Genomic DNA, 21,337 nt, shown 5'->3' with positions numbered 1-21,337 from the left:
GGACCCATGACTGACGCTTCCGCCCCCGCTCCCGAGAAGACCCCGAACGCCGGCAAGAAGGCGAAGGACCTGAACGAGGTCATCCGCTACACACTCTGGTCGGTGTTCAAGCTGCGCGACGTGCTGCCCGAGGACCGCACCGGCTACGCCGACGAGGTCGAGACGCTGTTCGCGCAGCTCGCCGCCAAGGACGTCGTGGTGCGCGGCACCTACGACGTCTCCGGTCTGCGCGCCGACGCCGACGTGATGATCTGGTGGCACTCGGAGAGCTCCGACGCGCTCCAGGAGGCGTACAACCTCTTCCGCCGCACGAAGCTCGGCCGCGCGCTGGAGCCGGTGTGGTCGAACATGGCGCTGCACCGCCCGGCCGAGTTCAACAAGTCGCACATCCCGGCCTTCCTGGCCGACGAGGTCGCCCGCGAGTACGTGAGCGTCTACCCCTTCGTGCGGTCCTACGACTGGTACCTGCTCCCCGACGAGGACCGCCGCCGGATGCTCGCCGACCACGGCAAGATGGCCCGCGGCTTCCCGGACGTGCGCGCCAACACGGTGCCCTCCTTCTCGCTGGGCGACTACGAGTGGATCCTCGCCTTCGAGGCCGACGAGCTGTACCGCATCGTCGACCTCATGCGCCACCTGCGCGGCTCCGAGGCGCGGATGCACGTCCGCGAGGAGGTGCCGTTCTACACCGGCCGCCGCAAGCCGGTCGCCGAGCTGGTCGCCGGGCTGGCCTGAGCCGACGGGTCCGGGCCGGCCGTCCGGCCCGGACCCGGACAGCGTGACAGGCCGGGTGTACCACCCGGCCTGTCGGTCACCGAGCGGTTCGCCGCCCTACTTGCTCCCGCGCTTCCCGGCCGTCGGCAGCACCGGCTTGGGCTCCGCGCGCGGCCCGCAGTACGTGTCCCGCGCAGGGACTTGCCCGGTCAGCAGATACCGGTCCACATACTGGTTGGCGCAGGTGTTCGTGCCGAACGAGACGCCGTGCGTACCCGCGCCGCGCTCCGTCACCAGCGCCGAGCCGGGCAGCCGGCGCCGCAGCTCGACCGCGCCGGTGTGCGGTGTCGCGGCGTCCCGCTCGGCCGACAGCAGCAGCACCGGCGGCAGCGCGCCCGGCGCCGTCCGCACGTCCACCGGGCGGTGCGGCGCTCCGACCGGCGGCCGGGCCGCTTCGCCCACGTCCGCCGCGTAGCCCATCGGGTCCTGTACGGCGGCGGCGCCCCTGGGGGAGAAGCGGGGCCAGAAGGCGCACGGCAGGTTCATCCAGGCGTTGTCCCAGGTCTCGAAGGGTGCCACCCGTGCGCTCGCGGTGTTGTCCCGGTCCCAGACCCGCAGGTCACGCGGCCACAGTCCGTCGTTGCACTCCACGGCCGTGTAGACCGCGTTGCTGTTCTCGTCCGCCTTCGCGCCGTCCGGCAGCGGTGTGGCCTGCTTGAGCAGCGGTTTGGGGTCGCCCTTGACGTACGCGGCGAGCGCCGCCGCGCGCACCGGCCAGTACGCGTCGTTGTAGCCCGTCTTGAGGAACGCCGCCTGGAGCTGGGCCGAACCGACCTTTCCGCCCAGGGGCTTGCGGTCCAGCCGCGTCCGCACGGTGTCGTACGTCCGCAGCACCGCCCGCGGTGTCGTACCCAGGTGGTAGACCTTGTGGTGCTTGGCCACCCAGCGGGCCCAGTCCTGCCAGCGGCGCTCGAAGCCGATATTCTGTTCGAGGTTGTTGCGGTACCAGACCTGCCGGGGGTCGGGGTTGACGACGCTGTCGAAGACCATCCGGCGGACGTGGCCGGGGAAGAGCGTCGCGTACACGGCCCCGAAGTAGGTGCCGTAGGAGGCGCCCATGAAGGTGAGTTTCCGCTCGCCGAGACCGGCGCGCAGCATGTCCAGGTCACGGGCGTTGTTGGCGGACGTGAAGTGGCGCAGCGCCGGGCCCGCCTTGCGCGCGCAGCCCTGCGCGTACGCCTTGGCCTCGGCGGACTTCTTCCGCTTGAACGCCTCCGGAGGCAGCTTCGGGCTCCGGCTCGGGATCTTGGCGAACTCCGCCGGGTCCTGGCAGGACAGCGGCGCCGAGCGCCCGACACCGCGCGGCGCGTACCCGACGAGGTCGTAGGCCCGCGCCGTCCTGCGCCACCGGTCCAGCTGCCCGTACAGCGGGAAGTTCATGCTGGACGCCCCGGGGCCGCCCGGGTTGAAGACGAGCGCGCCCTGGCGCTCCTTGGGGGAGCCGGTGGCGCGGACCCGGCTCACGGTGAGGGTGATCTTCTCGCCCTTGGGGCGGGCGTAGTCCAGCGGGACGGCGAGCCGGCCGCACTCCACACCCGCCGGCAGGTGCTCCTCGGGTGCGCAACGGCCGAAGGCGATCCGGGGCGGCGCGGGGGCCGGGGTCCCGGCCGGGGCCGCCGCGGACCGGGTGGTCCCGCCGGCCGGGACGGCGACAAGGGCGGACAGGACCAGCGACCCGAGGGTGCCGTAGAGCGCTACTGCTTTCACAAGCCGTCCCTTCGTATGAAGGCGCCACGAAGACGCCCGGTGCGCATACAAAAGGGATAGTTGGGGCGAGGGTTGAGGTTGTAAAGCACCGCGCTCCGGTGTCGGGAGCTATGCCCCCAACGAGTGGAGCGCGGTGCGGGGGTCACGGCCGTTCGGCTCGTACAGCCTTGCGTGCGTACGGTCCCGTGTTCCTCACCGGCGTGTTCCTCACCGGCAGCGGCGGCCGGAGTTGATGCACGCCACCGCGCGCGCCATCAGGTCGCGCGGCATGAAGTTGGCGAAGTCGGCGTGGTCGGTCACCGGCTTGCGCAGCTGCTCGGGGAAGCTGTCGAGGGCGAAGGCGCGCGGCCGGGGCGTGACGGCGTAGGTCAGCCGCATCCGGAGCTGGGGCACGGCCTTCGTGCCGGCGGGGCAGCGGCCGGTGGCGCGGTCGGGGAAGAGCAGGTGGGTGCGGTGGTTGGCGCTGTCCTTGTTCGTGCCGTCCCAGCAGCTGGGGAAGTGCAGGACCCGTACGGCCCGGCTGCCGCCGGGGCACAGCGGGTACTTGTCCGTGAGCCGCCGGTCCTCGAAGCCCGTGCAGGTCCACTGCGCCCGCGCGTTGGCGGTGCCGTTGGTGAACGCCTTGGCGTCGCCGGTGATGGCGCGCAGGCCCTCGGGCATGGCGGCGACCTTGCCCGCCGGGCTGCCGCGGAAGGCCAGCGACACCGAGACCGGCGTCAGCACCTGTCCCGTGTTCCCGTCCGCCGGGTCCTGCCCGTTGCCGCCGCTCGGCCCGTCCCGGCCGCTGAGCCGGCGCAGTACGGGCCAGAAGTACGCCGACTTGTCGCCGCGGGCGCAGGTGGTGCCGGCCGCGCGCAGCGAGTCGTCGGTGGAGAAGGCGTCCGTGGAGCGGTTGCCGACGTAGTCGTGCAGGTGGTGGGCGCCGTTGGCGACACCGGGAGTGACGATGAAGTTGTCGGGGTTGTTGTGCCGTTCCTCGTTGCGGCCGCAGTCGCTGGTGAAGGTTCCGGTGGACGCGCCGGGGCCGTTGCGCGGGGGGCGGGGGCCGGGGCCTGCGGAACGGATGTCGGCGAAGTCCCCTGCGGCCGGGGCGCTTTGGCCCGGTCCGGCGGAGCTGCCGGGGGTGCCGGAGCCGGTCGGGCCCGCGGGGCCGTCGGGAGCGTCGGCGGGGGTGTCCGAGGCATCGGTGGAGGCCCCGGCGGAGGAGTTCGCGGGGGCGTTGTCAGTGGGCTGTGTCACGCTGGGTGACGTTGGTGAAGGTGACGGACCGACGGGCGGGGAGCCGGACGGGGGAGTGGCGTTGTGGGCCGAGGCGATTCCGGTGACGGAGACGAAGGTGCCGGCCGAGCCGAGCACGGCGAGCACCGCGATCAGCACGAGGTGCCGGGCGCCGAGCCGGCGCCGGTGGCGAGGGGACTGCGGGGGTTTCGGGACGGGTGGCGAGGGCCGGGGAGGTGGCGAGGGGCGGGGGCTTGGCGGAGGTTGTGGGCTCGCGGAGTGCCGTGGGTCGGACATGGGCGGTCACTTCTTCCCGTCTTCTCGGGGGTGTTGACACCGGCCGCCGGGGAGCGGCCGGATTCCGGGCTCCCGGTGGCGGTGGCGGGTGGCGTCGCGGGCGGAGGCAGGGGATACGTCGCTGACGGGGTGACGGGCGACGGTGACGCGGCCGGCGCGTCCAGGGACGGCGGCGGGGCCGAGGGGCTGGGCGGCGGGGAGGAGGTGGCCGCGTCCTCGGCGATCGCGTCGAAGTCGACGAACCCGGTCCGCTCCAGGACGGAAATGTGGTCCAGGACGGTGCGGTTGGCGTCGTCGGCCAGACCGCGCACGAGCGCGTTGCGGGTGGTGGCGCGCACCTGCGCGACGAGGGTGAAGACCTTGCCGTGCGCGAGCCGCAGGATGTTCGCGAACTTCCGGTCGTACGCCGCCCCGCGCGCGGCGCTCAGCTCGGCCAGCCACTGCTGCTGCTGGGCGTTGGGCCGGTCGGGCAGCGCGAGACCGAGCTGCGCCGCCACCTCGCGTACGTGCCGGTCGAGCGAGGCGTGCCCCTCGACGAGATGGGTGCCCGCCTCCCGTACGGACTGCACGGTCCCGCGCTCCTGGGCCTGCTGGCCCGCGGGCAGCTCCCACAGGCCCGCCAGGCGTACGCGGTTGACGAAGTCACGGTCGAGCGCGGACAGCGGGCCGAACGAGGTCGCGACGGTCTGGGTGTCGACGCCCCCGTCCGGACCCGGTCTGCCGGCGAACGACCAGATCGGGAAGAGCAGCGCGGCCAGGGTCGCGGCGAGCGCGGTGACGACGAGGCCGGTGCCGGTTACGGATCGCATGGTGCCTCCTGATGCGGCACCGCACGCTAGTGCGCCCTGTGTCGGCCTCGTCGCCCGTTCGGGGAAGCCCCGCCAACGGCCGCCCGCCGTTGGTACGTTGACCGGTTGCTCGGGGGCCGCGGGTGTCGTGGGGGCCTGGGGCGCCGTGGGGACCTGGGGCGCTGTTGGGGCCTGGGGCGCTGTGGGGGCCGCAGGCGCCGTGGGGGATCAGCTGCCCCCGCAGCCGCCACCGCCGCCGCAGGAAGAGGAACTGCTGCCGCAGCTGGACCCGGAGCTGCCGCACGACGACCCGCCACCGCACGACGACCCGCCACCGCCGCACGACGAACTGCCGCACCCCGACCCCGACCCGCCGCCGCACGACGACCCGCACCAGGCCGTGTCCGAGCTGTCGTCCGGCACGTTCCAGCCGCAGCTCGCGGTCGACGAGCCGGTCGAAGAGCCGGTCGACGTGGTGGACGAGGACCCGGAGTACGGCGCCGCCGACGCACCCGCCATCGAGTGCTGCGCCTCGGTGAGATGGTCGCGCAGCACCTCGTCCACGAGCAGCGCGGTGCCGCCGAGCGCCACGAGCAGCGCGGCGGACTGGGTCGCGTCGCTCACCAGCTCCGCCTTGTGCGCCGTACGGAACGTGCGTACCGCCGAGACACCGGCCTGCGTCACCCGCCGCCCCAGGACCTTCCGGCACACCGCGCCGGCCACGGTGCCGAGGAGAGCCGCGGGCAGGACCCGGATGACGAAGGGGGTCTCTCCGTTCGCGCCGATGAGGGCGCCCGTCAAGGTGAAGAGGAGGACGAGCAGGAAGCCCGCGATGCAGATCCCGGTCTGCCAGGCGGCGTACAGCCGCCAGGGGCGCCCGGTGCGCGGGTGCCGCATCAGACCGCGCTTCGCCAGCCGGTCGCCGATGGCCTGGACGGCGGGGGCCCGCATGACGTGGCGGCGCAGGGTGGCCAGCGCGCCGTCCGGAGTCCGCGCCAGCGAGTCCAGCACGGCCGTCTCGACCGGGTCGTACGCCACCGCCTGCCGCACGGACACCACACCGGGCCCGCCCACGGCGAGCCGGCCGTCCTGGTGCATACCGGCTATCGCGGCGTCCGCGACCCGGGCGGGGCCGCCGGCGAGGAAGGCGATCTCCCAGAGTTCGTGTGTGGTCTTGCGGCGCTTGGGCCGGGGGGTCGCACGGACGACGCGGACGGTACGGACGACGAGCAGCAGCGAGGAGGCGGCGATCACCAGGGTCACGAGGAGCGCGAGCATGTTGATCACCTCCGGCCCAGGGCGAGCCGTGCGGCGCGGACGAGCCGGTTCGCGGGCCTGCCCGGTGGTTTCGGCCCGGAGCGGTCCCGCCACCACTGCGTCAGCTGTTGGCGCGCGTCCGGGTCGGTGGGCCGGTTGTCTGCCAGCAGGTGGACGGCGAAGTCCATGGCGTCCTGGCGGTAGCCGCCCTTCATGGGCCGGTGGCGCGCGTAACCGAGGAAGCCGGGCCGGTAGTCCGCGCCGAGGATGCCCGGCAGCTCGGGCGCGACCTTGGCGACCACGGAGGCCCGCTTGTCGGCCAGGGCCCGGCTCTGCACGAGCAGCCGCCGCCGGTCGAAGCCCTCCGGCGCCGGTGTCCCGGCCACCAGCGCGGAGAGCAGCGCGGCCTGCGCGACGGCCAGGCGCTGCCGGGCGGGCGCGGTGGCCGTGGCCGGGGCGGTGGCCGTGGCCAGGGCGTCGGCTGTGGCCAGGGGCGGGGCGGCGGCTGTGTTCTGGCCGATGGCCGTGGCCGTGGCCGGGGCAGCGGCTGAGGCCTGGCCGGTGGCCGTGGCCGGGGCGGTGGCCGGGTCGCCTTCCCTCACGGGCTCCGGTGCGGGCCCGGACCCCCGGCGTACCGGAACCGCCGGGGCCTCCCGCACCACCGCGCGGATCATGTCCAGCTCCGCGGCGAGTTCGCCGGTCGCCGGGAAGTTCTCGTCGCGCTCCAGGAGGACGCCGGGAGGGGTGGTGCGGGCGCAGAGTTCGGCCAGTACGTCCAGGACGGGGCGGGTCACCGGGTGGGCGTGGGTGTCGTGCCAGACGCCGTCCCGTTCGATGCCGCCCGCCACGTGCACATACGCGATGGCCTCGACCGGCAGCTCGTCCAGTGCCGTGGCCGGGTCCTCGTTCCGGTTCACCTGATTGGTGTGGAGGTTGGCGACATCGATGAGCAGCCGTACACCGGTGCGCTCGACCAGTTCGGCGAGGAACCGGCCCTCGGTCATCTCCTCGTCGGGCCAGGCGATCAGCGCCGCGATGTTCTCCACGGCGAGCGGCACGGGCAGCGCGTCCTGCGCGATGCGGATGTTCTCGCAGAGCACGTCCAGCGCGTCGCGGGTCCGGGGCACGGGCAGCAGGTGCCCCGCCTCCATCGCGGGGGAGGCGGTCAGCGGGCCCCCGGCCCGTACGAACGCGATGTGCTCGGTGACCAGCGGCGCGCCCAGCGCCTCGGCGCGTTCCGCGAGCGCGGCCAGCCGGGCCGGGTCCGGGCGTTCGGCGCCGCCGAGCCCGAGCGAGACGCCGTGCGGCACGACCGTCGTGCCCCGCTCGCGCAGCGCCCGCAAGGCGGGCGGGAGATGACCGGGACAGATGTTCTCGGCGACGACCTCCACCCAGTCCACGCCGGGCAGCTCCGCCACCCCGTCGGCGATCTCGGGCCGCCAGCCGATGCCCGTACCGAGATGTTCCATGGTTCCCCCTCCCATTCGTGCACCCCCGTGGTGTTGGGTAGTCATCGCCCCGCCGGTCCGGAACCAACCCCGGAGCAGACGGGTTCAGAGGATGATTTGAGCTTGCGACGGCGCGTGCCACCGAGTGCGGACGCCGATCTCCATACGCGAACGCCCGGCCCCGTACAGCGCGGACACCCGCCCCCGCACACGGACGCCCGGACCCGCACGCGGACACCCGCTCCGCACGCGGACACCCGCCCCCGCACACGGACACCCGCCCCCGCACGCGGGCGCCCGGCCCCGTTTCCCGTACCGCTCAGCGGGCCGTCTCGACCCCGACCGCCGCACCCAGCGCGAGCAGGACCCCGCCGGTGGCCTGGTCCAGGCGGCGGCGGACGCGGGGGCGCTGGAAGAGGGCGCGGGCCCGGTGCACCGCCAGGGCGATGCCGCCGAGCCAGAGGAAGCCCAGCGTGACGTGGACGGCGACCAGCAGCAGCGTCGTGGCCACGACCGGCGCGCCGTGCGGGATGAACTGCGGCAGCAGCGACATGTACACGACCCCGACCTTCGGGTTCAGGACATTCGTCAGCAGGCCGGTGCGGAACGACCGCAGCGGCGACTGCCGGCCGGCGTCGGGGACGCCGGATGCCGGGCCGGTGCTCTCCGCCCGTGCGGCCTCCGGCGAGCGGCGGCGCGCGCTGCGCAGTGCCTGGAAGCCCAGCCACATCAGATACAGCGCCCCGGCGATCCGCAGCGCGTCGTACGCCGTCCGCGACGCGGACAGCATGGCGGTCAGGCCGATCGCGCCGGCCAGTCCCCAGACAACACAGCCCGCGGCGATGCCCAGCGCCGAACACAGCGCGGCCCGCCGGCCCGAGCCGAGGGCGGTCCGCAGCACCACGGCGAAGTCCGGACCCGGCGAGACGGTCAGCAGGACGGCCACCGCGGTGAAACCTATGAGAGAGGAGAACACGGGAGACAACCGTACGTTGTCCGCTGACCTCGGCTTTCCCGGGGCCTGGCGGTCGTACCCCTTGCCCGGGAGCCGGGTGCCTGCTCCTATGGCCATCGGGGGGTGAGGGGACATGAGCGACATCCGTCATCAGCCCGGCGCGGAGGACGGGTCCGGGGACCAGCGGCCCGCCGACGCCGTCGCGGACCTCAACACCGAGGGGAGCGGGGAGGGAAAGCGCGAAGCGCGGTACGCGAGCGACCCGGACCGGCTGTTCCTGCCGCCGGACGACGACCTCGCGCCGAACCGCCCGGGGGAGGCGCTGCGGGTCCGCCTCGCCGAGGAGCCGCGCGCGAGGGCCGCGCTGTGGTGGGCCCGTCTGCTCGGCCGGCGCCCGCCCCAGGACGAGTGGCACCGCCGGCTCCTGGGCGAACAGGCCGTCGGCACGGCGCTCGACCGGCTGACGGCGGGCGGCTGGTACGTGATCCACTCCGTGCCGATGCCCCCCGCCACGGTCATCGGCCATCTGCTCATCGGCCCCGGCGGCGTGCTGTGCGTCGCCACCCATCACGTGCGCGGGGCCCGGGTGCGGGTCGCCGAGGACGCCGTACGGATCAGCCGTGGCCACCAGGCGCTCCCGTACGTCCGGGACATCCGGCAGGAGGCCCGGCGCGCCTCCTACGTGCTGACCCGGAGCTGCCGCTTCCGCGTCGAGACCCGGCCGGTGCTGGCGTTCGTCGGCGCGGCGGAGGTGACCGTGGACCCGGCCCTGCGCGGCGTGCGGGTCCTGCGGGACGAACGCGAGGTGCCCGCGCTCGGGCAGCTCGGCGGGGTACTGGCGCCGGGCCGCGTGGAGCGCGTCTACACGGTCGCCAGAAACCGCCGTACATGGCTGGCGGCGTGACCGGCCCGGCCCTTCACTCCCCACCTCATCCCCACCACGCCCCCCCCTCATCCCCCACGCCCCCACCTCACCCCATCACGCCCCGGAGTCCCCAGGCTCCCCAAGAGTCCGGCGCACCGCGCCGCGCAGCCAGTCGTGCGCGCCGTCGGCCGCGTGACGGGGGTGCCAGGCCATTGCGATGATCACCGGTGGCAGCGGCAGCGGAATGTCGAGAAGGCGCAGGCCGAGGGCGGTGGCGGCGTCGGTGAACGGTGAGGGCGCGGCGCCGGGGAGGGCGATGGGGAGGAGGCAGACGACATCGCTGCGGGCGGCGAGGGCTATCGCGGCCAGATGGCTGGGGAGCACGGCGGTGACCCGCCGTCGGAGACCGCGCTCATCCAGCGCGCTGTCCAGCGGACCGGTGAACCGGCCGCGGCGGCTGACCGCGACGTGCTCGGCGGCGGCCAGCCGTTCCGGTGTCAGGGGCTCCGCGGCGAGGGGGTGGCCGGGCCGGACGCCCGCCACCATCCGGAGGGTGACCAGTTCCTCGACCCGGGTCTCGGGGTCCACATGGTCGATGGCGCCGATCTCCAGGTCGATCCGGCCGTCCCGCAGGGCCGGCTGGGCCTCCAACTCCTCGGCCCGGAACCGCAGCGAGACCCCCGGCGCCTCCCGCCGGGCCAGCTCCAGCAGCCCGGGGACCAGCGCCGCGCCGACGATGTCGGCGGCCTGGATCGTGAAGGTGCTGCGCAGCGCGGCCGGGTCGACGCCGGTGCCGGGGGAGAGCAGTTCTCCCAGGCGGCGCACCACGGTGGCGGCTTCGTCGCGCAGGGCCTGCGCGCGCGGGGTGGGGACCATGGTCTGTCCGGCCCGGACCAGGAGCGGGTCCTGGAGGACGCGCCGCAGGCGGGCGAGCGTGCGGCTCATGGCGGCGGGGGAGGTGTGCAGGCGCGCGGCGGCGCGGGTGACGCTCTGCTCGGCCAGCAGTGCGTCCAGCGCCACGACGAGGTTGGCATCGATGACCGGCTCGGGCCGGTCCGCATGGTTCGGACCGTTCCCGCTGTTCGGACCGTTCCCGCTGTTCGGACTGTTCACCAGTGTCGTTCCACTTCAGGCAATGATCCCTTGCTGAGATTCCCATTGTGGCAACACGGTGCCGCTCCGCAGGATGAAGACGTACCGGTCCGGTACGTCCACGCGGTCTTCAGGACCGCTTCCACCTGCCCTTTTCGGAGGCATTCACCATGTCCGCATCCGTGGCGGAAACCGCGCCGCCGGTCACCGCCTTCATGCTGATCAAGACCATGCCCGAGTGGCTCGCCATGACTCCCGAGGAGCGCGTGCACGCGCTCGACACCGAGGTCATGTCCGTGGTCAAGGCGAAGACGACCGGCGTACGGTCCCGCTTCTACGACACGGAGTTCTACTCCACCCGCGTCACCGACGTCTGGGTCTGGGAGGCCGACGACCACGAGGCCTACCAGCTCCTCATCGACGCGCTGCGCGAAACCCCGTTCTGGGACCGCTACTTCGAGATTGTCGACCTCCTCGTCGGCACCGAGAACGGCTACGCCCGTACCTACAACGTCGACCCCGTCGCCACCGTCAGCACCTGACACACCGCCCGACCCGTCAGCACCTGACACCGTTCAACCCGTCAGCATCTGATACACCGTCCGATCCATCAGCGCCTGGTACACCGTCCGGCCCGGGCGACCGCCCGGACCGGACGGCCGCCGATGCCCTCCCGCCCCACACGGCCGGAGGGCATCGGCCGTGTCAGAACCCGCCGGCAGACGCTCCGAGCCGCTCCCGCAGGGCCGGATGGTCGGCGACGACCGTGCACGAACCGGGCGCGATCTCCGTGAACCCCGCGTCGCGGACCGTCGGCAGGCCGCTGTGGGCCAGCCGCTCCCACCGGTGCGGTGCGGCGGACCGTACGGACAGCGGGAAGCCGGCCTCGCGCCAGGCCGCGCGCTGTGCGGGCGTCAGCTCCCACCAGGCGAGTTGCGCGCCGTGGCCCGCCTGGGCCATCGCCTTGCCCGCCGACATGTCCAGTTCGGGGTTGAGCCACAGCACCACGCCGCCGGGGCCGGGCGCTTCGGGTGCCCGCGGGGCGTCCAGGTGGGTCCCGGAGACCTGGAGCCGGGCCAGGTCCTTGGGCCAGCCGTCCAGCGGGACCGGCGGGAAGACCCGTACCTCCGCGTCCGTGCCGCGCACCGTGATCCCCGGGAGCGCCTCGGCCCGGCGCCACTCCGCGCCGCGCGCCCGGCGCACGACCTTGCGGATGCGGGCGTCCTGCCAGTCGCGCACGGCTGCCGCCCACTCGCCGTCGCCGGTCGCGCGCTCGTCCGCGAGCAGCACCAGGACGGCCCGCGCCGCGGTCTCCAACGCGTCCGTACGGGCGGGGGGCGCGTCCCGCTCGATCCGTACGACGAGCGGGAGGACGTACTGCGGGGCGGCGTCCCGGTCGGGCTGCGCGGAGCGGGGCGCGTCGGCCGGGGCGCCGGCCGGGGTGCCGGTCGGATCGCCGGGGCCGGCGAGGTCGGTGCTGGTCACACGGACCAGTGTGCCAGCCGCCCGGAAAGGGGCCGCCGTGGGCACCGCCTTGGCGGAGCGGATCGTTCCGGGTGATTATCCTCCCTATGCACAGCGACCTCTTCGCCTCCGAAAACGTGGTCACGCAGGCCTCCGCGCCCGGCATGACCCTGCAGAACGCCAAGTCGATCAAGTACACCGTGGACGGCGAGTGCCTCGCCCGCCAGGGCTCGATGGTCGCCTACCGCGGCGATCTGCAGTTCGAGAAGAAGGGGCAGGGCGTCGGCAAGTTCATCAAGCGGGCCGTGACCGGCGAGGGCCTGGCCCTGATGGCGGTGCGCGGCCGGGGCGAGGTCTGGTTCGCCCACGAGGCCGCCAACTGCTTCATCGTCGAGCTCGCGCCCGGCGACGGCATCACGATCAACGGCCGCAACGTGCTGTGCTTCGACCCGTCCCTGTCGTACGAGATCTCCACGGTCAAGGGCGCGGGGATGACCGGCGGCGGCCTGTTCAACTCCGTCTTCACCGGTCAGGGCAAGCTCGGCGTGGTGTGCGAGGGCAACCCCATCGTCATCCCCGTCTCGCCGCAGGCCCCGGTGTTCGTCGACACGGACGCGGTGGTCGGGTGGAGCGCGTCGCTGAAGACCTCGCTGCACCGCTCGCAGAGCCTCGGCTCGATGCTGCGCGGCGGCTCCGGCGAGGCCGTCCAACTGCGGATGGACGGCGAGGGTTTCGTGATCGTACGGCCCAGCGAGCTGCGTCCCGAGCGCGCGACCGGGAACTGACGGTGACGGCCGGGACGGCGACGGCCGGGACGGTGACGGCCGGAACGGTGACAGCCGGGACGGCGGTGGCCGGGACCGCGATGGCCAGGGGCAGGGACGCCCGCGGCGGGGACGAGCAGGGGACGGCGGGGTGCCGATGAGGCTGGACGGGGTCGGGCGGCGCTACGGAGTGCGCGGCCCGTGGGTGCTGCGGGACGTCGATCTCGACCTGCCGCGGCGTTCCCTGGTGCGCGTCGAGGGGCACAACGGCAGCGGCAAGTCCACGCTGCTGCGGCTGCTGGCCGGTATCGACGCGCCGAGCACGGGCCGGATCACCGGCCGCCCCCGCACCGCGTACGTACCCGAGCGCTTCCCGGCCGCGCTGCCGTTCACCGCCGTCGGCTACCTCACCCACCTCGGCCGGGTGCACGGCCTGCGCGGCCGTACGGCGGCGCGCCGCGCCACCGAATGGCTCGACCGCTTCGGCGCGGCCGGCCACGCCCGTACGCCGCTCGCCGAGCTGTCCAAGGGCACCAGCCAGAAGGTCGCGGTGACCCAGGCCCTGCTCGCCGAGCCGGACCTGCTCGTCCTGGACGAGGCGTGGACGGGCCTGGACCCGGCGGCGCGCGAGACCCTCGACCGGGCTGTGGCGGAGCGCGTCGCGGCGGGCGGCACGGTCGTCTTCGTCGACCACGACCCGCGCCGCCTGGAAGGCGCGGCCGACGCGCGCTACCGGGTCACCGGCAACCGGCTGGCGCGGCTGCCGGACGGGGCGGGCGCGGGGGAGCCGGGCCCGGCGGGGCACGAGGCGGCGCCGTCCGGCCCCCGGGTGACCATCGAGGCGCAAGCGCCCGCCGGCACCTCCGCTCTCGCGGACACCCTCGCAGGCCACGGCGTTGCGGACCTCCCGGGCCGTCCCTCCGTCGCCGTCGGCCCGGACGGTACGACGGCCCTGCTGACCGTTTCCGCCGCCCACTCCGACGCGCTGCTGCGCGCCCTGCTCGCGGCCCGCCCGCCCTGGCACATCCGCACCGTCACCCCGGCCCCGGCCCCCGACGAAAACCGGTATCCGTGATCCCGCTCCTGCGCTACCACTCGGCCCTGCTCCTGCGCTCGCACCGCTGGCTGCCGCCGGTCCTGCTGTACGCCGCCTTCCTCGCCGTGGGCGTGCAGAGCGGCGGGCCGGTCCTCGACTCGTACGGCCTCGCCTCGTTCGCCCTGCTGCCGCTCGCCGCGTGGCTGTGCCGGATCTGCGTCACCGGCGAGCCGCCGGCCGCCCGCGCGTGCGCGGCGGCGGCCACCGGGCCCGGCCGGGCGCACCTCGCCCGGGTCGCGACGGGCGCGCTGTCGGCCGGGGTGCTCGCCCTGGCCGGTACGGCGTATGTCGCGCTCGTGGCCGACCCGCACGCCTCCGACCACCGCACCGCCGTCCCCGAGGTGCCCGCCTTCTGCGCCGGACTGCTGGCCGCGCTGGTCTGCGTGCTGCTCGGCACCGCCGTCGGGGCGCTGTGCAACTGGCCGGTGCTGCGCAGCACGGGGTGGTCGATCCTGTCCGCCCTGATGGCCGCGGTCCTGCTGCTGGTCGGGGGCGCCTCGCCCGCCAACGCCGCCGTCTCCGGGCTGATCACCGGCTCCGTCCACGGCACGGTCACCCTGCCCTGGCTGCCGCTGATCTCCACCGCGGTGATCGCCGCCGCGGCCACGGCCGTGGCCTGCCGCCTCAGCTCCCGCCGGAGCTGACGCCCCCGTGCCTCAGCCCTCCCAGGGCCCGCTCACCGCGAACGTCGTCCCCGGCGTATAGCAGTTGAGGTACATCGTCCGCTGATCCGGGGAGAACGTGACGCCCGCGAACTCCCCCCACTCGGGCTTCTCCGGGGTACCGATGTTCTGCCGCCCGCGCGCCACCGGGTACACCGTGCCGCGCCGGGTGAGGCCGAAGACGTACTGGGCGCCGTCGCCGTCCTCGCACACCATCAGGCCGCCGCCGGGAGCCAGACAGATGTTGTCGGGGGAGTCGCCGGGCAGTTGGACGTCGGTGCCCGGGCCGAAGACGACCACGAGGGTCAGGCGGCGGGCGGCCGGGTCGTACCGCCACACCTGCCCGTGGTGATCGGCGGCCGAACCGTCCGCGCTCCGCGCGAAGCTGGACACGAAGTAGACGCGGGAGCCGCCCCAGTAGCAGCCCTCCAGCTTCTGCGCGTGGGTGATGCCGCGCGGCCCGAAGTCCTGGAAGCGGACGGGCGTGTGGCGGGCGAGCGGGTCGGGGACGTCCACCCACTCCACGTGGTCGAAGCGGGTGCCCGTCTCCCGGACGGCGGACAGGTCCTCGACGTCCGGCACGCGCAGCGCCTGGAGCCGTCCGCCGGCCCGCAGGGACCCCCGTCCGCCGAGCGGCCGGGCGGGCCGGAAGCGGTAGAAGAGGCCGAACGGCTTGTCGAAGGCGTCCTCGGTCTCGTAGACCGTGCCGTCGCGGGGATCGATCGCGACGGCCTCGTGCTGGAAGCGGCCCAGGGCGGTCAGCGGTACGGCGCCGGTGCGGCGCGGATCGTACGGGTCGACCTCGAAGACGAAGCCGTGGTCCTTGGTGTACCCGTCCTGGCCCGCCCGCAGTTCGGTCTCCTCGCAGGTCAGCCAGGTGTGCCACGGGGTGGGCCCGCCCGCGCAGTTGGTGGAGGTGCCCGCGATGGCGACGCGCTCGGAGAGCACGCGCTGGTGCCGGTCCAGTTCCAGCGCCGTACAGCCGCCTTCGCCCGCCGGGTCGTAGGTCAGGCCGTCGACGGTGGGGACGGGGACCCGCGACTTGCGCCGGTTCTCGTGGTTGCGAACGAGGTGGACGCGGCCGTGCCGGCCGGGGAAGGCCGCCATGCCGTCGTGATTGCCGGGTATTCGGCCCTCGCCCGAGGGCAGCTGGGCGCCTTCACGGGACAGGACCCGGTACCGGAACCCCTGGGGCAGGTCGAGCAGCCCGGCCGGGTCCGGGACCAGGGGGCCGTAGCCGTGGCGGCCCGCGCCGTGTGCGGCGGCGGTGCCGGCGAGGAGTTCCTGGACGCTGCCGGCGAAGGCGATGGAGACGCCCACCGCACCGGTTCTTGCCAGGACTTGACGACGTGTCGCGGACATGGGCAACTCCCTGCTGGCGGACAGGTGGTGTCGACCCGCATGTGTGTACCACGCACGTCGGCCGCCGGGAACCGGCCGCGCGCGGGTCCGGAACCCGCCCCGCCGCCCGGGAACGGCCGCCCCGCCGCCCGGGAACGGCCGCCCCGCCGCCCGGGAACGGCCGCCGCGCCGCCGCGGTGCCGCCCCCGGGGAGCGCGCTACGCCTCGGTCAGCGGCTTGGCGTCCCGGGCCAGCGCCGTGAGCCGGGAGATGGCGCGGAAGTACTTCTTCCGGTAGCCGCCCTTGAGCATGTCGTCGCCGAACAGCGCGTCGAACGGTTTGCCGGCGGCCACCACGGGCACCTCGCGGTCGTAGAGCCGGTCCGCGAGCACGACCAGCCGCAGCGCGGTGGACTGGTCCGGCACCGCCTGTACGTCGGTCAGGCAGACGGCCGTGATGTCGTCGCACATCGCCCCGTACCGGCTCGGATGCACCTTCGACAGGTGCTCCAGCAGGGCGGGGAAGTCGTCCAGCGAGGCGCCGGGCGTCCGGTGGGCGACGCGGGTGACGGTCGCGTCGTCGAACGGCGGCGGGGCCTCGGGCAGGCCGCGGTGCCGGTAGTCCTCGCCGTCGATGCGCAGGGTACGGAAGTGGGCGCTCAGGCCCTGGATCTCGCGCAGGAAGTCCGCCGCGGCGAACCGGCCCTCACCGAGCTTGCCGGGCAGCGTGTTGGAGGTGGCGGCGAGCGCCACGCCCGCCTCGACCAGCTTGCTCAGCAGGCTGGAGACGAGAACGGTGTCGCCCGGGTCGTCCAGCTCGAACTCGTCGATGCACAGCAGGCGGTGGCCGCTGAGCGTCTGCACGGTCTGCTGGAAACCGAGTGCCCCGACCAGGTTCGTCAGCTCGACGAAGGTGCCGAACGCCTTGCGCTCGGGGGCGGCCGGGGTGGCGTGCCAGAGGGAGGCCAGCAGGTGCGTCTTGCCGACGCCGTAGCCGCCGTCCAGGTAGACGCCGCGCGGGCCCGCGGGGGCGGCGGCCTTCTTGGGGCTCCGGCCGAACCAGCGCCGCTTGCCGCCGGTCGCTTCCGCACCGCCGCCGATGCCCGCCGCGAAGTCGCTCAGGGTCTGTACGGCCGCGGCCTGGCTGGGCTGGTTCGGGTCCGGTATGTACGTCTCGAAGCGCGCGCTCTGGAACCGCGGCGGCGGCACCATCTCCGCCACCAGGCGGTCGGCCGGGACCTGCGGCGCGCGCTCGGTGAGCGCGACAGGGGCGGTTCCGGCCCCCTCGGCCGGCGGCCCGGCTATGGGGGAGGACTGGGGCGACGAGGGCTGCGAAGACGACACAGCCGTCCAGCCTAGCCGCTGTGCGGGAGGACTCGGCCGGATGAGCGAGGCATGTCACACTGCCGCCTATGCGACGCCTGTTTCCCCTTCCCGCCCCGTACGTACGGTCCGCCGATTTCCCGGACACCGCCGGCACCGCGAATTCCGCCGCGCCCGCCCCGGGAACGTCACCGGAAAGCAATGGCGGAACCGTACCGGGGACCGGAGCCTTTTCCGGGGCCGCCGGTTCCGCTACGGCCGATTCCCGCACCGCGGGGGCCGGCGCCGCCGATTCCGGTGGGCACGGGCAGGACGTTCCCCGTGCGGACATCGTCGCCGATTTCACCGACCGCCGGTGGAGCCTGGACGAACTGGCCGACCTCTACGCGTACCCCCGGACCGACGAGGGCGCGGGCTGGCTGCGCGCGAACATGGTCTCCTCGCTGGACGGCGCGGCCCACCACGAAGGCCGCTCGCAGCCGCTCTCCAGCGACGCGGACATGCGGATCTTCGGGGTGCTGCGCGGGCTGGCGGACGCGGTGGTCGTCGGCGCCGAGACGGTGCGCAAGGAGGGGTACCGGCCGGCGCGCGCCCGCGAGGCGTTCGCCGCGCGCCGGGCCGCGGCCGGGCAGACCCCCGCCCCGGCCATCGCCGTGGTCACGGCCGGCCTGGACCTGGACTTCTCCCAGCCGCTGTTCACCGAGCCGCTGGTGCCGACCGTGATCGTGACCGGCTCGGGGGCCGACGAGACCCGGGTGCGGGCCGCGCGGGACGCCGGGGCCGAGGTGGTCTTCGCCGGTGAGGGCGCTGCCGTGGATCCGTCGCGGGTGGTCGGCGCGCTCGCCGCGCGGGGGCTGACCCGGCTGCTGACGGAGGGCGGGCCGCGTCTGTTGGGTCAGTTCGCCGGAAGCGGGGCACTCGACGAGTTGTGCCTCTCCCTGGCACCGCTGGTGGTCGCCGGTGACGCGTCGCGCATCATGAACGCGCCGGTGACCACTGTTCCGGAAACGTTCGTACTCGCGTCCGTACTGGAGGAGGCCGGTTTCCTGTTCACCCGTTACCGTCGGTCCTGAACAAAGAGCGGAATTACTCGTTCCGCTTAGCTTCCGCTGGGCACACTAAAGGCCAAGGCCCCGTGTGGCGACGGGGCAGGATGGTTTCTGTCGGTTTCGCTCCCGGGGGCGGACCGCGAGAGAAGAGAAGAAGGGCGCCCGCCGTGTTCACGAGCGTATTGATGATCGAGAAGTCCCTGACGCCCGCCGACGTGGAGTTCGTCACCACGCTGCACGGCGACGACCAGGTCTCCTTCGTCGTCCTCATGCAGCCGCGCGGCAAGCAGGACCGCCTGCTCAGGGCCATCGACGATGTGGCGCTGGGGGAATTCGAGGACGCCGTGCGAGAAGGCGACGAGCCGGAGGGCGCCCAGGCGGAGCCGCCCGCGGAGCGCGCCCTGTCCCACACCCTGGGCGCCCTGCGGGCGGCGGGCGCCGAGGCCGTCGGGCAGATCGTCGAGGACCACCCCCTGGACCTGCTGCGGTCGGTCGTCGACGAGACCGGCGCCGACGAGGTGATCGTGCTGACCGCCCCGCACTACGTCGAGGAGTTCTTCCACCGCGACTGGGCCTCGCGCGCCCGCCACAAGGTCGGCGTGCCCGTGCTCAAACTGTTCTCGCACGCGGCCGACGACCCCGCCCAGGATGTGGCGCAGAACCCGTCGCAGGGCCCGGCTACCGGCCGGGGAGGGAGCTCCGCCGGGAGCTGAGCCGCCCGTCCCGCACCTCCGCCACCGCGTCCACCGCCTCCAGATGGGCGCGGTCGTGCGTGACCAGCACCGTCGCGGTGCCGCGCCGGTGCGTGAGCGTGACGATCAGGTCCAGGACCGCGGCGCCGCGGTCGTGGTCCAGGGCGCTGGTCGGCTCGTCCACCAGCAGGACGGCCGGCTCGTTCATCAGCGCGCGGGCGATGTTGACCCGCTGCCGCTGGCCGCCGGAGAGCTGGTGCGGGCGGCGCGCCGCCTGGTCGGCCAGCCCCACCGCGCCGAGCAGCTCCAGCGCCCGCCGCCGGGCCTCCCGTACGGGCCTGCCGTCCAGGTGCGCCATGACCTGCACCTGCTCCACGGCCGTGAGCGACGGCAGCAGGTTGGGCTGCTGGAAGACCATGCCGACCCGGGTACGGCGCAGCGCGGTCAGCTCGGCCCGGCTCATCCCCGCGGTGTCCGTACCGTCGATCACGACCCGGCCGCGGTCCGGGGCGATCAGGGTCGCGGCCACCGCGAGCAGGCTGGACTTGCCGGACCCGGAGGGGCCGACCACGGCGGTCACGCTCCCGGCGGGCACGGTCAGGCTCACGTCGTCGAGGGCGGTGAGACGGGCGGCGCCGTCCGGATAGGTGAGGGTGACGCCGGTCAGGTCGAGGCCGGCGGGCGGCCGGTTTCCGGTCCGGAGGGCAGCTGCGTTCATGGTGTCCGTCGCTGGGGTGTCGGGGGCGGGCAGAAGTGCGTCCGATGGTTCGGCGGGGGATGTTCCGCTTCGCCGAGCGGAGGGGAAAGGGAGATTCCGGGGGTGGATTCCGGAATGCGGAGGGGTGTTCCGGCGGCTGGGGAATTGCTTTCGGAATAGACCGCGGGGTCGTGCCGAAAGGTGAAGGCGGGTTTGCGCAAGGCGGTCCGGCCGAAGGCGGTCGTATCGAAGCCGGTCCCGCCGAGGCCGGTCCCGCCGATATCGGCCGTACCGGAAATCGCCGGGTCCGCCCGGGAAATGCCCGGGCACACCGTCCGGGAAAGCCCCGGGGGCGCGGACCGGAAAGGCGGCATCGGGCGCGGGGATCGGACAGGTGGCGTCGGGCATGCGGACCGGGCAGGAGGTGTCGGGCGTGCGGACCGGATGGGCGGCGTCGGGCATGCGGACCGGGCAGGTGGCGTCGGGCGTGCGGACCGGATGGGCGGCGTCGGGATCATCGCGCGCTGCCCAGTGCGGTCAGCGGGTCGACGGCGGTGATGCGGCGGATCGACAGCGCGGCGCCGACGGCTCCCAGCGCAATCATGACCAGGGCCGGGACCAGCACGGTGGCCGGGTCCAGGACGAACGGCACGGCGCCGCCGACCGCCGCGCCGACCGCCGCCGCGACCGCGGTGCCCACGCCCGTGCCGGCGACCAGCAGTACCACCGCCTGTCCCAGCGCGTCGCGCAGCAGGTAACGGGTGGAGGCGCCGAGCGCCTTGAGCACGGCCACGTCGCCGCTGCGCTGGATCGTCCAGACCGTGAAGAACGCGCCGATCACCAGCGCCGAGATGGCGAAGAGGAACCCGCGCATCAACTGGAGGGAGCCGTTCTCGGCGGTGTACGAGCCGATGGCGCGAAGGGCTTCGCCGGTGGTGACGGTACGGGTGCCCAGCCGCCGGTCGGCGGCGTCCAGACCGGCGTCCGAGGTGGTGGTGAGGGCGACCACGGTGGCCGAGGCGGCACCGTCACCGGAGGACCCGGAGGACCCGCCGTGTCCGGAGCCCCCGGTCACCCCCGCCCAGTCGTCCAGCGACGTCCAGACCACCGGCGTGTGGCTGAACATCGCCTCGCCCGCCACCGCCGCGACCGTCAGCGCGCGACCGCTCAGCGTGAGCCGGTCCCCGGCCCGTACGCCCAGCTCGTCCGCGGCCTTCGCGGACAGTACGGCCGCGCCGTCCGCGACCTTCCCGCCGCCGGGCGCCAGGTGCGAGCCGGGCCGTACCCCGAAGGCCGACAGGGCCGCGGTCCGCTGCCCGGCACCGCCGCCCGCCGCGGCCTTGACCGTACCGATCCCCAGCGGCTCCGCCGACGCGACGCCCGGCACCCGGGCCCACGCCTCCCAGGCCCGCCGCCCGACGCGCGAGTCCGCGAACGACACCTCGCGGCCGTCCGCCGGGGCGGCGAAGGCGAGGCGGTCGGCGGGCAGCGCGGTGATCGCCGAGGTGTTCTCCCGGCCCAGGCCCGCCGTCAGGCCGGACAGCAGCCCCACCAGCACCGTGATGAGCACGATGACGGTGCCCATCAGGGCGAACCGGCCCTTGGCGAATCTCAGGTCTCTCCAGGCGACGAACACGGGGCCCGGCCATCCTTCCGTCCGGCGCCGGGCCCGGTGCCCGGCGGCTCGTCCCCACCGTCGCCGCTGCCGGGGCCGCCGGGCATCGCGCCGCGGAGTGGTTCCCCGTCATCGAAAGGCGAGGTCCGCACTCCACCTTTTGATTGATGCCGGTACCGGTTCCGGCGCCTAGCCTGGAGGGGCCGTGACTCCGCACTCCCTGACCCCAGCCCT

19 protein-coding genes and 1 pseudogene are annotated in these 21,337 nt (G+C 74.2%); 8 read left to right on the top strand and 12 right to left on the bottom strand.

Annotated elements, in window-relative coordinates:
- The first annotated feature begins 6 nt into the window (after positions 1-6).
- A complete protein-coding gene (gene hemQ, locus CP973_RS29030) occupies positions 7-735 on the top strand; it encodes a hydrogen peroxide-dependent heme synthase (RefSeq protein ID WP_150246857.1) in 729 nt (242 codons plus the stop codon).
- A gap of 96 nt (positions 736-831) precedes the next feature.
- Here the strand turns inward: hemQ and CP973_RS29025 are convergent, their stop codons facing one another.
- The 6 genes and pseudogenes from CP973_RS29025 to CP973_RS29000 form a co-directional block, all read right to left on the bottom strand.
- Positions 832-2,481 carry an alpha/beta hydrolase gene (locus CP973_RS29025; protein WP_150246856.1) on the bottom strand — a complete coding sequence of 550 codons (1,650 nt, stop codon included), beginning with the start codon at positions 2,479-2,481 and terminating at the stop codon, positions 832-834.
- A 207-nt stretch (positions 2,482-2,688) separates the two neighbouring features.
- Positions 2,689-3,720, bottom strand: coding sequence for a DUF1996 domain-containing protein (locus CP973_RS29020; RefSeq protein ID WP_341874862.1), 1,032 nt, complete (start codon positions 3,718-3,720; stop codon positions 2,689-2,691).
- Positions 3,721-4,079: 359 nt separating this feature from the next.
- A pseudogene (locus CP973_RS29015) lies at positions 4,080-4,805 on the bottom strand (DUF4142 domain-containing protein); the annotation flags it as partial.
- A 207-nt stretch (positions 4,806-5,012) separates the two neighbouring features.
- A complete protein-coding gene (locus tag CP973_RS29010; RefSeq protein WP_150246853.1) occupies positions 5,013-6,062 on the bottom strand; it encodes a TIGR04222 domain-containing membrane protein in 1,050 nt (349 codons plus the stop codon).
- Positions 6,063-6,067: 5 nt separating this feature from the next.
- Positions 6,068-7,510, bottom strand: coding sequence for an MbnB/TglH/ChrH family RiPP precursor modification enzyme (locus CP973_RS29005; protein WP_150246852.1), 1,443 nt, complete (start codon positions 7,508-7,510; stop codon positions 6,068-6,070).
- Between the two features lie 298 nt (positions 7,511-7,808).
- Positions 7,809-8,465: a LysE family translocator gene (locus tag CP973_RS29000; RefSeq protein WP_244410059.1), complete on the bottom strand. Its 657-nt coding sequence runs from the start codon at positions 8,463-8,465 to the stop codon at positions 7,809-7,811.
- Positions 8,466-8,577: 112 nt separating this feature from the next.
- Here CP973_RS29000 and CP973_RS28995 point away from each other — a divergent pair, with 112 nt between their 5' ends.
- Positions 8,578-9,348, top strand: a complete 771-nt coding sequence (locus CP973_RS28995; RefSeq protein WP_150246851.1) for a nuclease-related domain-containing protein — start codon at positions 8,578-8,580, stop codon at positions 9,346-9,348.
- 75 nt (positions 9,349-9,423) lie between these two features.
- On the opposite strand, the gene CP973_RS28990 is transcribed toward CP973_RS28995, so the two are convergent.
- Complete coding sequence (locus CP973_RS28990; protein ID WP_150250430.1) at positions 9,424-10,347, bottom strand: LysR family transcriptional regulator; 924 nt, start codon at positions 10,345-10,347, stop codon at positions 9,424-9,426.
- A 224-nt stretch (positions 10,348-10,571) separates the two neighbouring features.
- Here CP973_RS28990 and CP973_RS28985 point away from each other — a divergent pair, with 224 nt between their 5' ends.
- A complete protein-coding gene (locus tag CP973_RS28985; RefSeq protein WP_150246850.1) occupies positions 10,572-10,943 on the top strand; it encodes a darcynin family protein in 372 nt (123 codons plus the stop codon).
- A 163-nt stretch (positions 10,944-11,106) separates the two neighbouring features.
- Here CP973_RS28985 and CP973_RS28980 read toward each other — a convergent pair whose 3' ends face one another.
- Complete coding sequence (locus CP973_RS28980; RefSeq protein WP_150246849.1) at positions 11,107-11,886, bottom strand: peptidyl-tRNA hydrolase; 780 nt, start codon at positions 11,884-11,886, stop codon at positions 11,107-11,109.
- A gap of 86 nt (positions 11,887-11,972) precedes the next feature.
- On the opposite strand from CP973_RS28980, the gene CP973_RS28975 reads away from it, so the two are divergent.
- From CP973_RS28975 to CP973_RS28965, 3 genes are all read left to right on the top strand, one after another.
- Positions 11,973-12,650 carry an AIM24 family protein gene (locus tag CP973_RS28975; protein WP_150246848.1) on the top strand — a complete coding sequence of 226 codons (678 nt, stop codon included), beginning with the start codon at positions 11,973-11,975 and terminating at the stop codon, positions 12,648-12,650.
- A gap of 136 nt (positions 12,651-12,786) precedes the next feature.
- Positions 12,787-13,704, top strand: coding sequence for an ATP-binding cassette domain-containing protein (locus CP973_RS28970; RefSeq protein WP_150250428.1), 918 nt, complete (start codon positions 12,787-12,789; stop codon positions 13,702-13,704).
- Positions 13,701-14,369 carry an ABC transporter gene (locus CP973_RS28965; protein WP_150246847.1) on the top strand — a complete coding sequence of 223 codons (669 nt, stop codon included), beginning with the start codon at positions 13,701-13,703 and terminating at the stop codon, positions 14,367-14,369. Before CP973_RS28970 ends, CP973_RS28965 begins: the two co-directional genes overlap by 4 nt.
- A 12-nt stretch (positions 14,370-14,381) precedes the next feature.
- On the opposite strand, the gene CP973_RS28960 is transcribed toward CP973_RS28965, so the two are convergent.
- Together CP973_RS28960 and zapE are read right to left on the bottom strand one after the other, a co-directional pair.
- On the bottom strand, positions 14,382-15,749 hold the full coding sequence (locus CP973_RS28960) for an alkaline phosphatase PhoX (RefSeq protein WP_150246846.1): 1,368 nt from the start codon (positions 15,747-15,749) through the stop codon (positions 14,382-14,384).
- Positions 15,750-15,946: 197 nt separating this feature from the next.
- A complete protein-coding gene (gene zapE / locus CP973_RS28955; RefSeq protein ID WP_150250426.1) occupies positions 15,947-17,032 on the bottom strand; it encodes a cell division protein ZapE in 1,086 nt (361 codons plus the stop codon).
- A 347-nt stretch (positions 17,033-17,379) separates the two neighbouring features.
- Here zapE and CP973_RS28950 point away from each other — a divergent pair, with 347 nt between their 5' ends.
- Both CP973_RS28950 and CP973_RS28945 read left to right on the top strand, forming a co-directional pair.
- On the top strand, positions 17,380-18,123 hold the full coding sequence (locus CP973_RS28950) for a pyrimidine reductase family protein (protein WP_150250424.1): 744 nt from the start codon (positions 17,380-17,382) through the stop codon (positions 18,121-18,123).
- Between the two features lie 161 nt (positions 18,124-18,284).
- Positions 18,285-18,812: an indole-3-glycerol phosphate synthase gene (locus CP973_RS28945; protein ID WP_150246845.1), complete on the top strand. Its 528-nt coding sequence runs from the start codon at positions 18,285-18,287 to the stop codon at positions 18,810-18,812.
- Here the strand turns inward: CP973_RS28945 and CP973_RS28940 are convergent.
- Together CP973_RS28940 and CP973_RS28935 are read right to left on the bottom strand one after the other, a co-directional pair.
- Positions 18,778-19,509 carry an ABC transporter ATP-binding protein gene (locus CP973_RS28940; protein ID WP_150246844.1) on the bottom strand — a complete coding sequence of 244 codons (732 nt, stop codon included), beginning with the start codon at positions 19,507-19,509 and terminating at the stop codon, positions 18,778-18,780. The two genes, CP973_RS28945 and CP973_RS28940, sit on opposite strands and share 35 nt — an antisense overlap.
- Positions 19,510-20,002: 493 nt before the next feature.
- The gene (locus CP973_RS28935) at positions 20,003-21,124 is read right to left on the bottom strand and encodes an ABC transporter permease (RefSeq protein ID WP_150246843.1); all 1,122 of its coding nucleotides are present in this window, start codon (positions 21,122-21,124) and stop codon (positions 20,003-20,005) included.
- Between the last annotated feature and the right edge of the window lie 213 nt (positions 21,125-21,337).

The organism is Streptomyces albofaciens JCM 4342, from assembly GCF_008634025.1.
In the GTDB taxonomy this organism is placed as follows: Bacteria; Actinomycetota; Actinomycetes; order Streptomycetales; family Streptomycetaceae; genus Streptomyces; species Streptomyces albofaciens.
This window is presented reverse-complemented; position numbering and strand designations above follow the sequence as displayed.